Below are 12,033 nucleotides of genomic sequence, written 5' to 3' on the forward strand. Positions count from 1 at the left end.
CGCCCGTCACCACGTTTCCATCCTCTGCCAGCCCCCGGCGGGCCGCCCGCCGCGCGGCGCGGACCAGAGGCATCCGCCGCCCGGCGGCTGGTCGTGACGCCGGTCGATCGGCGCGCCCGCCAGATGGCACCAGAGCAGGGTGCCGACCGCGCCGTGACCGCAGAGCAGGAGGTCCCCGGGCGGTGCGGCGCGCTCGGCCCGGCGGCACGCGGCCACGATCCGGGCCTGCGCGGCCCGGGCGGTTTCCCAGCCACGGAAACTCTCGTCCGGCGCGGCGAAGAAGGCGTCGGCCGCCGCCTCGAACGCGGGCGGGGGCAGATAGCCCGTCGCCGTCCGGTCGTTCTCTCCCATCCCGGGGCAGGCCACCGGGACCAGCCCCAGCCGAGCCGCAAGCACCGCGCCGGTCTCTCGCGCCTTGCGCTCGGCGCTGGTCCGGATGGCGGTCACGGCCGAGAGGTCGGCCCGTGCGGCGAAGGCGACAAGCCGCGCATGGCCCTCGTCCGAGAGGCCCCATTCCGTCACCGGCACCGCCGGGTCCACCCGCACCTGCGGATGGCTCAGGTAGATCAGCCGCCCGGTCAGACCGCGGCCTCCAGCGCCCAGTCGGGCAGGGCGTTCCCGGCGACAAGTTCGGCCCCGAGCCGCCCCAGCTCGTCGGAATTCTTCGCGCCCCGCCCACAGCCGGCCACCGCGACGCAGACCCGGTCCGAGATCTCGCGGATGGTGGCGATGTTCTCGGGCGAATAGGTCGTCACGCAGGGCATCGTGTGCCGCCCCTCTATGGCGAGGTCGGGCATCCGCTTCCGGATCGCCGTCTCGAGGAAATCGCCGACCTCCGCGCTGCCCTCACTGCGGAACCACTCGCCGATCTCCGCGTCCTTCAGCGGCACGTCCACCGGATCGCCGCCGAGCTTCACATACCACTTGCCGTCCGGGTAGAGGATCGGCGGCAGGAGGTAGGGATCATCGCCGTTCGGGTCGAGGTAGATCAGCGTCGGCATGGCAGAGAGGCGGCGGGCCTCGGCCTCGGACACGCGGAAGAGCGCGACGGTCCGCGCCAGCACGGTCAGCGCGAGCGGCGCCTCCATCAGCAGGTTGGTGAAGCCGCCGGTGGCGACCAGCACCCGGTCGGCACGCACCTCTCCCTGGTCGGTGGCGATCCGCACGCCGTCCGGCCCCTCGTCGATGCCCTGCGCCGTGGCGCGCAGGACCGTCGCGCCGGCGCGTTCGGCGGCCTTCGTCTGCGCGGCGACCAGCCGGCGGGGCGAGATATGGCCGGCGTTGCGCGGCTCGTGCAGGGCGATGGTGCCGTCCGGGAAGGAGAAGAAGGGGAACCGCGCGGCCAGGCCGGCGGTGTCGTAGCTGTCGCAGGCGATGCCGTCGCGGTCGCGGACCGCCTGAAGCTGCGTCATGTAGCGCGACCCCTCCGCCCCCGCCATCAGCGAACCCGCCTCGGTGTAGAAACGGATCCCGCTCTCGGCCTCGATCTCTCCGTAGCGGGCGATCGCCGCGCGCGAGACCCGGGACCAGAACGGCCAGGGATCGAGCCCGCGGGTGATCCGCCCCTCGTCGTAATGGCTGCCGAAGACGCCCTTGTGATCGCGCCGCGCCTCCGGTTCGTCCGGGCCGATCACGGTCACCTCGTGTCCCGCCTTGGCAAGGTGCCGCCCCGCCGCCGATCCGATCAGCCCACGCCCGATGACCGCAAGTTTCATGTCCGTCTCCTGTCTTTGCGCAACCTTCATTCCACGACGGACGGAAAACAGGAAGGGGAGGGCGGAACCTTGCCGGGTCCAGCGCGTTAACAAGGATGTATTGCGCCCAAAGTCGAGGAGACCTCCATGAAATTCAGCACCGCGCAGATGCGCTTCGTCCTGTCCGAGGGGCATTCATGAGCGCGCCGAGCCTCGCCCGATGGACCTGGGTCGACGGCAAGGGCGGCACGGGCGGATTGCGCCTGACCGACGTGCCGAGCGCCACGCGGCCGGGCGTTCGCGCGACGCAGGACGCGACCACGATCGCGGCCCGCGAGATCGTCGACGAGGAAACCTCGCGGCGCAACCAGCTGACCGCCGAACTGCGCGCGGCACGGCTCGCGCGCGAGGCCGAGGGCGCGAAGTGACGGCCTGACAGAACCGACAGTCCCGACCACGGGCGGCCCTGCGCCGCCCGTTTGCGTTTCCGGGGCCCTCCCTCTCCATATCCGCGAAATCGCGACGCCACGTCCCGCCTCCGCGGGATGTTCGGCTATGGATGACCTGCCATACCGGAGATGGCAGAGACGCGCCCCGCCCCGGGGCGCGACAGGGAGGCTGGAGATGATGGACGAGAGCGAGCAGGGCGAGGAGGTCCTCTACGAGGTCTCGGAGGGCGTGGCGACGCTGACCCTCAACCGGCCCGAGCGGATGAACACGATCTCGCGTCCGATGCTGGCGCGGCTGGCGGCGCTTCTGATCCGCGCCAACGAGGACGAGGCGGTTCGCGTCATCGTCCTGACGGGCAAGGGTCGGGCCTTCTGCGCCGGGCTCGACATGAACGACGCGACCAGCGGCGACGGGATCGGCTCCGAAGCCTCGGCGCAGGCGGTTTCGGTCAACATCGACATCAGGAACACACCGCCGACGGTTCTTTTCGCGATGGACAAGCCGACGATCTGCGCGCTGAACGGCTCGGCCGCGGGCTACGGGATGGACACCGCCATGGGCTGCGACATCCGGATCGCGGCCGAAAGCACCAAGATGGCCGCCGCCTTCGTCAAGCGTGGGCTGGTGCCGGAATCGGGCGGGACATGGATCCTGCCGCGTCTGCTCGGTTGGTCGAAGGCCGCCAAGCTGATCTTCACCGGCGCGACGCTGTCGGCCGCGGAAAGCCTCGAGCTGGGCATCGTCGACGAGGTGGTCCCGAACGATCAGGTGCAGAGCCGCGCGCGGGAGCTGGCGCTCGAGATCGCGGCGAACGCGCCCCTCGCGGTGCAATCGTCGAAGCGGCTGATGCGGATGGGGCTCTCGGAGGGGTTCAACGACCACGTGCACCACGTCTACCTGCAATTCCTGCAACTGATCCGGACCGAGGATTTCCGCGAAGGCATGACCTCCTTCGTCGAACGCCGCGCGCCCGACTTCAAGGGCCGCTGAGGAGACCCGCATGACCGACCTCGTCACCATCGCCGATGACGGCCACGTCCGCACCATCACCCTCAACCGCCCCGACAAGATGAACGCCCTGAACCGCGAGCTGGCCTGGCGCATCGTGGGCGCGGTGGACGAGGCCGCCCGCGACGACAACGTCTGGGTGGTCGCGCTGACCGGCTCGGGCCGGGCCTTCTGCGCCGGGCTCGACCTGACGGGCGGAGAGGAGTTCACGCCCAAATCGCCGATGGACAGCCAGCTCGACGACATCGGCTGGGTCGGCAACTTCTTCCTCGCGCTCCGCAAGCGCTGCGACAAGCCGGTGGTCGCCGGGGTGAACGGCGTGGCGGTCGGCGCGGGGCTGGGCCTTGCCATGGCCAGCGACGTCCGCATCGTGGCCGAGAGCGCGCGGCTGATGGCGGGCTACACGCGGATCGGCGGCTCGCCGGATGCCGGGCTGACGATCACCCTGCCGCAGGTCATGGGCTACGAACGCGCGATGCGCTTCATGATGGAGAACCGGACGGTCACCGGGGCCGAGGCGCTCGACTGGGGCATGGCGGGCGAGGCGGTTCCGGACGAGGCGCTGCCCGGGCGGCTCGCCGAATATTGCCAGTCGCTCTGCGCCTGGTCGCCGATCACGCTCCGGCTCCTGAAGCGCGGGATCGGCAAGGCCTACGAGAGCACCGACATGGAGCAGCAGCTGCGCTACGAGGTGGCGAACATCCGGACGGCCTTTGCCAGCGAGGACGCGAAGGAGGCGCGGCAGGCGTTCCTCGAGAAACGCCAGCCGGTCTTCAGGGGGCGTTAGGCGCCTTCAGGGGCGCCGGCTTCACCGGCCGGTTCACGAGGACCACGCCCAGGATGGCCAGCGCGACGCCGGCAAAGACCATCGGTCCGGGCCGTTCCCCGAGCAGCAGGATGCCGAGCGCCACGCCGACGCCCTGCCGCAGATAGGCCTGGCTCGAGGTGCCGAGCGCCCCGAGGCTGCCCAGAAGGTGGAAGTAGAGAAGCAGCGCCATCCCGGTGCAGAACACCGCCAGCACGCCCCAGGCCGACAGGGCCAGCGCCGAGGGGGCGAGCCGCCACGGCTGTTCGAAGACGAAGGCAAGCGGCCAGAGCGTGAGGGCCGCGCAGAGCATCGTCCCCGCGGCCACGGCGAGCGGGGCGATGCCGGTGAACCGCCGCCCCCAGAGCGCGGCGAAGGCATAGAGCACCGCACCCAGCACGCAGGCGATCTGGCCCGCGACCTGGTCGCCCAGCCCCGCCAGCGCGGCGGGTCCGACGATCAGCACGACGCCCGACAGCCCCGCAAGCGTGCCGAGCAGGTGCGGCCAGCCCGCCCCGCGTCCGCCGGTCAGGACCATCGTGAAGACGAAGACCCAGAGCGGCGAGGTCGAATTCAGCACGGTCGCCAAGGCGGAATCGACGTGCTGGATCCCCCAGGCCAGCAGCACCCAGGCGAGCGTGGCATTCAGCAGCGACTGGATCGCGAGGTCCCGCCACAACAGGCGCCCACGCGGGAAGCGGACCCCGCGCAGCGCCATAACGGCAATCAGCAGCACCGCCCCGCCGGTGACGCGGCCCGCCACCAGGGTGAGCGGCGGGATCTCGGGCACCGCGACCCGCTGGAACAGGTAACTCGACCCCCAGAGCGTCGCGAGAAGGGCGAGCAGCGCGTAGTCGCGCCTGCGACGGTCAGGCGTCATGGACCAGCCTGCTGTCGGCCGGCGCCTCGGCCCGGTCGTCCATGCCGTAATCCCGCAGGACATGGGCGATGCGCAGCCGGTAGCCGCTGAAGACGCCGCCACGCCCGGCCGTCTGGGCGGCGCGATGCGCCTCGGTCTTCCGCCAGGCCTCGAGCGCGGCCTCGTCCTCGAAGAACGACAGCGAGAGCATCTTGTCCGGGTCGGTGAGGCTCTGGAACCGCTCGACCGAGAGGAAGCCGGGGATTTGCTCGACCAGCGGGCGGAGCGTTGCGGCGTGCTCGAGATAGGCGTCGCGGCGGCCCTCGGCCGGGGTGACTTCGAAGATGACGGCGATCATGCGGGGCCTCCGATGCGCTTCAGGAAGGTGCGATCCTCGCGGGTGATGAAGCGTTCCGCCCGCGCGAAGTCGAAATTCTCGCGGCCCAGGGGATCGGCGGCGAGCCGCGCCTTGTAGGCCTCGTAGGCCGCGAGGGATTCGATCTCGTAGATACCATACGCCAGCGTCGCCGACCCCTCGTGGGGCAGGTAATACCCGGTGAGTGACGCGCCGCAGCGCGGGATCGCCTCGGCCCAGGTGCGGGCGTAGGTCTCGAAGGCGTCACGGCGGGCGGGGTCGATGTGATAGCGGATCACGCAGGTCAGCATTCTCGGTTCTCCTTGATCGGTCTGCCCGCCGGGTCTACCCCTGCCCGTGTCGCAATTGCTTCGATGGAGGTCGAAGGATGAAGGAAGGTCCCGACATTTCGCGCGTGGCCGCCCTGATCGGCGATCCGGCGCGGGCCAACATCCTGACCGCGCTGATGAGCGGCAAGGCCCTGACCGCCGCGGAACTGGCGGAGGAGGCGGGGGTGACGCCGCAGACGGCCTCGTCCCATATCGCGCGGCTCGCCGCGGGCGGGCTGGTGACCACGCGTCGGCAGGGCCGGCACAAATACGTGGCGCTGGCCTCGGACGAGGTCGGCACGGTGCTGGAATCGCTGATCGGCCTCGCCGCGCGGAGCGGGCACCTGCGGACCCGGACCGGCCCCCGAGACAGTGCGCTCCGGCATGCGCGGGTCTGCTACAACCATCTGGCCGGGGACCTCGGCGTGCAGGTCTACGACAGCCTGACCGTGCGCGGCATGCTGGCGCCCGAGGGTGAGGCGCTTGCCATCACGCACGCGGGCCGCCGCTTCGCCGAGGCGTTCGGGATCGCGCTCGCGCCGCTGGAACGCAGACGGGCGCCGCTCTGCCGCAATTGCCTCGACTGGAGCGCGCGGCGCTATCACCTGGGCGGCGCGCTCGGACGGGCCATGCTGGCACGGATGGAGGCGGCGGACTGGCTGACGCGCGGAGAGGGGCGGGTGCTGACCCTGACGCGCAAGGGCAAGGCGGGCTTTGCCGAGAGCTTCCCCGGCTGAGCTTGCGGGCCAAGGGGGCGTTGACGGATCACATGGGTTCCGCGTGCGGCGCATCGCGCGCAGGTCGTGTCCAGCCGGGCAGGAACCGCCCCGCAGGCAGGGCGCGGCCCGGGGCCGGGCCGTGCGGATCAGGCCTTCGGCCCTAGTACAGGCGCATCAGGAGGCGCTGCATCTCCTGGTAGATCTGCGCGGCGTAGCGCGAGGACCGCAGGATTTGCGGCCCCCTGATGTCCACGCTGACCAGCAGGCTGTCGAACAGCGCCATCGGGTCCACCCCCGAGGGGAGCGGGCCGGAGACCGGCGAAATCAGGATGGGCCGTTTGCCCGGCACCTGAGCCGTCGACGGCGCGGTGACAGGGGCGGATGCGGCCCGAAGGGCCAGCGGCATGTCGGCCGCGGCGAGGGAAGAGACTGAAGTGCTCATGACCGTCTCGTTGATTGAAGCCCCCGTGAGTCCGAGTGTCGGGCCGATCTCCTACCAACGTGTTAACGCCAAGCGGAATCTGCAGAGGCTTTTACGAAAGCCCGCGGAGCCTCAGATGGCGTGGGCGCGGCCGTTCCAGGTCTCGAAACAGCCGGTGGTCTCGGGCGTCAGCACGGCGAAGCGCTCGATCAGGCCGCCGGCGCTTTCCTCGGGCGTGATCGCGGCCGAGGCGCCGCCCATGTCGGTCTGCACCCAGCCTGGATGGTAGATGCCGACCGCCACGCCGTCCTCCTTCAGCGCCGCGGCGAGGTTCATCCCGAGGTTCAGCGCGGCGGCCTTGCTGGCGCGGTAGATCAAGGCATTGCCCGTGGCGAGCGTGGAGGATCCCATCTGCGACGAGATGATCGCCACCTTGCCCCCCGCGGCCCGCAGGTTCGGCAGCAGCGCCTGCACGCAGAGGAACGGCCCGGTGACGTTCACGGCGAGCTGCTCGGCCCACATCTCGGCCGGGTAGCCGTCGTCGAGCGCGTGCCCCTTGTCGAGGTAGACCCCGGCATTGCAGACCAGCAGATCCACCGGGGCGTCGCCAAGCGCGTCGGCCATCGCCCGGATCGAGCCCGCGTCGCTGACGTCGAGCGCCACCAGACCGTCGCCGCCCGCGCGGGAGGTGCCGGTCACCTTGTGGCCCTCGGCCTCGTAGGCGGCTTTCAGGGCCGCGCCGACCCCGCGGCTGGCGCCGGTGATGACGACATGCATGGCAGGATCCTCAGTTCGATTTCCGCGGGTTCATGAAGGGCAGGGGCATGACCGGCACGCCGTCCTCGAGCAGCTTGCGCGCCTCGTCGATCCGCGCCTCGCCCCGGATCGGACGGTCGGGCGCCTCGCCCTCGTGGATCGCGCGCGCCTCGCGGACAAAATTGCGGCCGACGTCCTCGGAGCCCTTTTCGATCCGGCGCCGCAGTTCCGCCACCGCCTGTTCGGCGGCCGTGCGGGGCTGCGAGAGCGGCCGGGCCTCGGTCTCGCGGCTGGCGGCGACGCGGGGCGCCATGGGCGCCTTCTGCACGCCATCCGCGCCGCAGACGGCGCAGGACACCATCCGCGCGGCGGCGAGCTTGTCATAGGCCTCGGCCGACTGGAACCAGCTGTCGAAGCGGTGATCGTTTGGACATTTGAGGGAAAACTGGATCATTGCGCTGCCCGTTTCGTCTGTCTCTGAACATAATCATGCCCAGGGCGAGATCAAGCGCGGGCGGGGCGTCAGAGACGGTGCCGGGCGGGGTCGAAATCGAGGATGATCTGGCTCAGCGCCGCTTCCTCGACCCGGCGGGCGGCCTTCTTGCGGCGGAACCAGCGGCGGTTGCGCTGCCCGGCCTCGGGGTATTCCGCCTTCAGCGCCGAAACGCGCACCGGAAAGACCAGCGCCGCACAGGGCACGGCCTGCCCGTCGTCGAGCAGCTTGGTGTAGGGATAGAGCCCGAGCGGCGTCGCGGCGGCCCGGCCGATCACGCCCGCTTCCTCGTAGGCCTCGCGCAGGGCGCAGCCGGGCGCGGTCCGTCCCGCCATGGGCCAGCCCTTGGGTACGATCCAGCGGCCGGTGCCCCGGCTGGTGATCAGCAGGAATTCCGGCTTCTCGCCCACCATCCGGTAGCAGAGGGCGGCGAACTGGGTCCGGACCTCGGCCATCTGGTCCGGCGGGAAGGGCAGGGTCAGGGGGCCATGTTCGATCAGGCTCACGCGGCGCGCCTCCGGTCTCCGGCGTCGCGGGAGGTATCGGGGAAATTCCTTTCCATAAGCTTACCGCCACTTCCGGGGTTTCGGGTCGTGTTCTGCCTCTGTCCACAACATATGGCGTTCGATTCACCGCAGTCCACAAATCACGCCGGGGCGTGATTCGCGGATGCAGGGCCGTTGCGCCGCTGCTACGCTCGCGCCGACCCGGAGAGGAGACCGACATGGTTCAGACCCGCAGCCACAGCTATTCCGACGGCACCACCGAATACATCGGCTACCTCGCCGAGCCCGAGGGCGACGGACCGCGCCCCGCCGTGCTGATCGCGCCCGCCTTCATGGGCCTGCGCGATTTCGAGATGGAGACGGCGCGCAGGCTGGCCGAGCTGGGCTACACCGCTCTGGCAATGGACTATTACGGCGGCGGCTTCCGCACCGAGGACCGTGCCGAGGCCGCGCAGAAGATGCAGGAGGTCAACGGCAACCGCCGGATGCTCGCCGATCGCATGGTCTGCGCGCTGGAAGAGATGCGCGGCCTGCCGGGCGTCGACGGGGACAGGCTCGCGGCCATGGGGTATTGCCTCGGCGGCAAGGCGGTGCTGGACCTCGCGCGGACGGGCGCCGATTTCCGGGTGGCGCTGTCGCTGCACGGGATCTTCGACAAGCCGAACTTCGCGACCGAGCAGATGAAGGCCGCCGTCGTGCTGCTGCACGGCTGGGACGACGGGCTGGCGAAGCCCCCCGCCGTCGTGGAGATCGCCGAGGAACTGACGGCGCATTGCCCGGAGTGGGAGATCCTGGGCTTCGGGCATACCGACCACGCCTTCACCAACCCGGCGGGGGCGAACCATTCCGAAAAGGCTGCACGGCGCAGCTGGCGCTGGCTCACCTGGACGCTGGAAGAGCATTTCGGCTGACGGGCACCGGCCGGGCTCTCGTCCGGCCCTCCCCAACCCCCTGATTTCGCGGGTTTCCGCTTGATGACGGCCTTTGTCACGGGACCGGCGTGCGGACCTGGTGCATGGTGTCTTCACCGGGCCGGCACACATCCCTTCCAGCTGGCCCGGAACGGATCGGAGGTGGTGTCATGGGTGTTCTCAAGGTCGCGGCTTGCGTCGGTCTCGTCGCCCTTCTTCTCCTCCTGGGTGGCGCTCTGGCCATCTCCGGTCCGGCCCTCGCCGGTGAGCAGGGCGAGGGTCCGGCGGCGCGGTTCCCCCCGGGTCATCCCCTCCATGCCGGGCCGGTCCCGGCAGACCCGCTGAGGGAGCCGCCCGCCCATCGGAGGGAGACGCCATAAACGCTTGCCGGCTGCGTGACGCAGCGGCAAGGATCCGCGCCATGACCAAGCCCTTTTCAGCATGTCATTCCATTTCGTGCGCGGTCCCTGCATGACCCGGACCGGGCGCCGCGCAGGACGGCCGCGCGGCGGCCGGTCCGGCTGATCAGATCGCCGAGGAGTGCCGGGGCTTGTCGGCGCTGCTCAGGTCATAGGCGTCGAAGAACCGCGCGATCACCCGGGTGAGCGGGCGCATCGGCTCGGGGATCCGGAGGGCCTCGGCCGTCACGTCGAGCCCGTGCTCGAAGGCGCCGTTCGCCTGCGTGAAGAGCCGTGCGACCGTCTCGGGCGCGGCCCCGAAATCCGTGACCAGCTCGGCGGTGCGGATCTCGAAATCGCACATCAGCGCCTCGATGATCCGGCCGCGCATCAGGTCCTCGCCGGTGAAGGCATGGCCCCGCGCGGTCGAGAAGCGCCCGTCTCGGATCGCGGCTGTGTGGCTCGAGGTGGCGGGCGCATTCTGGCTGTAGCCGCCGGGGAAGCGCGAGATCGACGAGGCGCCGACACCGATCAGCACCTCGGCGGGATCGTCGGTGTAGCCCTGGAAGTTGCGCCGCAGCCGCCCGAGACGCTGCGCGATGGCAAGCCCGTCGTCCTTGGTCGCGAAATGGTCGATGCCGATCTCGGCATAGCCGTCCCAGCGGAAGAGCTTGCGCGCCGTCTCGAAGAGGCGCAGCCGCTCGGTCGGCGTGGGCAGCGCGTCCGAGGGCAGCAGCGACTGCCGCCGCGCCATCCACGGCACATGGGCATAGCCGTAGAGCGCGACCCGGTCGGGGGCGAGCGACAAGAGCTTCTGCACGCTGGCCGCGATCCGCTCGGGCGTCTGGTGCGGCAGGCCGTAGAGGATGTCGGCGTTCAGGCTCAGCACCCCCTGACCGCGGATCATCTCGATCGCGTCGCGGGTGGTCTCGTAGCTCTGGTCGCGCCCGATGACGGCCTGGATCTGGGGGTCGAAATCCTGCACCCCGACCGAGGCGCGGTTCATGCCGGCCCGTTTCAGCGCCTGCGCGCGGGGCAGGTCGATCTCGTTGGGGTCGATCTCGACCGAGAACTCGTAATTCTCGGCGAAGGGCGCAACTTCGGTGATGGCGGCGGCGAGGCGGTCGATCTGGTCGGGATCCAGCAGCGTCGGCGTCCCGCCGCCCCAGTGCAGCCGCGACAGCGTGACGCCGGGCGCGAGCCGGTCGCGCAGCAGCGCCAGCTCGGCCTCGAGCACGTCCATGTAGGCTTGGACGGGGCCCAGCGTGGTGGTGCCCTGCGTGCGGCAGGCGCAGAACCAGCAGAGCCGCCGGCAGAAAGGCACGTGCACGTAGAGCGAGATCCGCGCGCCCTCGGGCACGGCCGCGATCCAGCCGGCATGGGTCCGGTCATCGACCGCGCCGGAGAAATGCGGCGCGGTCGGATAGCTCGTATAGCGCGGGACCTTCGCGTCAAAGAGCCCCAGGCGCGCAAGTTGCGTTTCGTGTTCCATGCGCATAGCTATGGTCCCGAACCGAGGCGCCTGCCTTGACCCAGATCAACCGACCCGGGACGTGACATGCTCTACGATGCGCCGAAACTTGCCCCCCATGATTGCGGAGACTGCCCGATCCGCCACCGGGCGGTCTGCGCGCGCTGCGATAGCGACGAGCTGAGCGTCCTGGAGGAGATGAAGTACTACCGCTCCTTCCAGGCCGGGCAGACGGTGGTCTGGGCCGGGGACCGGATGGATTTCGTGGGCTCCGTGGTCGAGGGCGTGGCGACGCTCACCCAGACGATGGAAGACGGCCGCACCCAGATGGTGGGCCTGCTGTTCCCGTCGGATTTCGTGGGCCGCCCGGGCCGTGCCGGGGCCGCCTACAACGTGACGGCGACGAGCGACCTGGTGATGTGCTGCTTCCGCAAGCGGCCCTTCGAGCAGATGATGGAAACCACGCCGCACGTGGCGCAGCGGCTGCTGCAGATGACGCTCGACGAACTCGACGCGGCGCGGGAATGGATGCTGGTGCTGGGGCGCAAGACGGCGCGGGAGAAGATCGCGAGCCTGCTGACCATCATCGCGCGCCGCGATGCCTCGCTGCATCTCGCGCCGGTCGAGGGGCGGCTGCAGTTCGACCTGCCGCTGACGCGCGAGGCGATGGCCGATTACCTCGGCCTCACGCTCGAGACGGTGAGCCGCCAGATCTCGGCGCTGAAGCGGGACGGGGTGATCGAGCTGCAGGGCAAGCGGCACGTCATCGTGCCGGATTTCGACCGGCTTCAGGAAGAGGCGGGCGACGACAGCGACGGCGGGCTGCCGGAATAGATCCCCGTCCCTCGCCCCGGCGCC

17 protein-coding genes are annotated in these 12,033 nt (G+C 70.4%); 6 read left to right on the forward strand and 11 right to left on the reverse strand.

The features are described from left to right. Positions 1-6: 6 nt before the first annotated feature. Positions 7-546, reverse strand: coding sequence for a histidine phosphatase family protein (locus Q344_RS0118110; protein WP_229669166.1), 540 nt, complete (start codon positions 544-546; stop codon positions 7-9). A gap of 32 nt (positions 547-578) precedes the next feature. Then, entirely contained in the window at positions 579-1,715 is a 1,137-nt protein-coding gene (locus Q344_RS0118115) for an NAD(P)/FAD-dependent oxidoreductase (protein ID WP_028288013.1), read from the reverse strand. Positions 1,716-1,891: 176 nt separating this feature from the next. On the opposite strand from Q344_RS0118115, the gene Q344_RS24385 reads away from it, so the two are divergent. The 3 genes from Q344_RS24385 (at position 1,892) to Q344_RS0118130 (ending at position 3,939) form a co-directional block, all read left to right on the forward strand. After that, positions 1,892-2,122 (forward strand): hypothetical protein, encoded by a 231-nt coding sequence (locus Q344_RS24385; RefSeq protein ID WP_036539856.1) that lies wholly within the window; start codon positions 1,892-1,894, stop codon positions 2,120-2,122. Positions 2,123-2,318: 196 nt separating this feature from the next. Next, positions 2,319-3,134: an enoyl-CoA hydratase/isomerase family protein gene (locus Q344_RS0118125; RefSeq protein ID WP_156954743.1), complete on the forward strand. Its 816-nt coding sequence runs from the start codon at positions 2,319-2,321 to the stop codon at positions 3,132-3,134. A 10-nt stretch (positions 3,135-3,144) separates the two neighbouring features. Continuing rightward, positions 3,145-3,939 carry an enoyl-CoA hydratase/isomerase family protein gene (locus tag Q344_RS0118130; RefSeq protein WP_028288015.1) on the forward strand — a complete coding sequence of 265 codons (795 nt, stop codon included), beginning with the start codon at positions 3,145-3,147 and terminating at the stop codon, positions 3,937-3,939. Here Q344_RS0118130 and Q344_RS0118135 read toward each other — a convergent pair. From Q344_RS0118135 to Q344_RS0118145, 3 genes are read right to left on the reverse strand one after another with little or no spacing between them, the layout of a single operon-like run. After that, on the reverse strand, positions 3,926-4,837 hold the full coding sequence (locus Q344_RS0118135; protein WP_028288016.1) for a DMT family transporter: 912 nt from the start codon (positions 4,835-4,837) through the stop codon (positions 3,926-3,928). The two genes, Q344_RS0118130 and Q344_RS0118135, sit on opposite strands and share 14 nt — an antisense overlap. Beyond that, entirely contained in the window at positions 4,827-5,174 is a 348-nt protein-coding gene (locus tag Q344_RS0118140) for an antibiotic biosynthesis monooxygenase family protein (protein ID WP_028288017.1), read from the reverse strand. The genes Q344_RS0118135 and Q344_RS0118140 overlap by 11 nt, the downstream gene beginning before the upstream one ends. After that, positions 5,171-5,482, reverse strand: coding sequence for an NIPSNAP family protein (locus Q344_RS0118145; protein ID WP_028288018.1), 312 nt, complete (start codon positions 5,480-5,482; stop codon positions 5,171-5,173). The genes Q344_RS0118140 and Q344_RS0118145 overlap by 4 nt, the downstream gene beginning before the upstream one ends. A gap of 77 nt (positions 5,483-5,559) precedes the next feature. Between Q344_RS0118145 and Q344_RS0118150 the strand changes: the two genes are divergently transcribed. Then, positions 5,560-6,237 carry an ArsR/SmtB family transcription factor gene (locus tag Q344_RS0118150; RefSeq protein WP_028288019.1) on the forward strand — a complete coding sequence of 226 codons (678 nt, stop codon included), beginning with the start codon at positions 5,560-5,562 and terminating at the stop codon, positions 6,235-6,237. Between the two features lie 142 nt (positions 6,238-6,379). Here Q344_RS0118150 and Q344_RS0118155 read toward each other — a convergent pair whose 3' ends face one another. The 4 genes from Q344_RS0118155 to Q344_RS0118170 all read right to left on the reverse strand — a co-directional run bounded on the left by Q344_RS0118155 (position 6,380) and on the right by Q344_RS0118170 (position 8,395). Beyond that, entirely contained in the window at positions 6,380-6,661 is a 282-nt protein-coding gene (locus Q344_RS0118155) for a hypothetical protein (protein ID WP_028288020.1), read from the reverse strand. 111 nt (positions 6,662-6,772) lie between these two features. Next, entirely contained in the window at positions 6,773-7,417 is a 645-nt protein-coding gene (locus Q344_RS0118160) for an SDR family NAD(P)-dependent oxidoreductase (RefSeq protein WP_028288021.1), read from the reverse strand. A gap of 10 nt (positions 7,418-7,427) precedes the next feature. Next, on the reverse strand, positions 7,428-7,850 hold the full coding sequence (locus Q344_RS0118165; RefSeq protein ID WP_028288022.1) for a DUF1178 family protein: 423 nt from the start codon (positions 7,848-7,850) through the stop codon (positions 7,428-7,430). Between the two features lie 68 nt (positions 7,851-7,918). Next, positions 7,919-8,395 (reverse strand): NUDIX hydrolase, encoded by a 477-nt coding sequence (locus Q344_RS0118170; protein ID WP_308423348.1) that lies wholly within the window; start codon positions 8,393-8,395, stop codon positions 7,919-7,921. A gap of 218 nt (positions 8,396-8,613) precedes the next feature. Here Q344_RS0118170 and Q344_RS0118175 point away from each other — a divergent pair, with 218 nt between their 5' ends. Beyond that, entirely contained in the window at positions 8,614-9,306 is a 693-nt protein-coding gene (locus tag Q344_RS0118175) for a dienelactone hydrolase family protein (RefSeq protein ID WP_028288024.1), read from the forward strand. Between the two features lie 113 nt (positions 9,307-9,419). Here Q344_RS0118175 and Q344_RS0118180 read toward each other — a convergent pair whose 3' ends face one another. Continuing rightward, positions 9,420-9,614 carry a hypothetical protein gene (locus tag Q344_RS0118180; protein WP_188781504.1) on the reverse strand — a complete coding sequence of 65 codons (195 nt, stop codon included), beginning with the start codon at positions 9,612-9,614 and terminating at the stop codon, positions 9,420-9,422. 217 nt (positions 9,615-9,831) lie between these two features. Next, on the reverse strand, positions 9,832-11,196 hold the full coding sequence (gene hemN, locus Q344_RS0118185) for an oxygen-independent coproporphyrinogen III oxidase (protein WP_028288026.1): 1,365 nt from the start codon (positions 11,194-11,196) through the stop codon (positions 9,832-9,834). Positions 11,197-11,262: 66 nt separating this feature from the next. Here hemN and fnrL point away from each other — a divergent pair, with 66 nt between their 5' ends. Beyond that, a complete protein-coding gene (gene fnrL, locus Q344_RS0118190; RefSeq protein WP_028288027.1) occupies positions 11,263-12,009 on the forward strand; it encodes a transcriptional regulator FnrL in 747 nt (248 codons plus the stop codon). Positions 12,010-12,033 lie beyond the last annotated feature (24 nt).

Origin of the sequence: Pseudooceanicola nanhaiensis DSM 18065 (assembly GCF_000688295.1) — a bacterium.
Taxonomy (GTDB): domain Bacteria; phylum Pseudomonadota; class Alphaproteobacteria; order Rhodobacterales; family Rhodobacteraceae; genus Pseudooceanicola; species Pseudooceanicola nanhaiensis.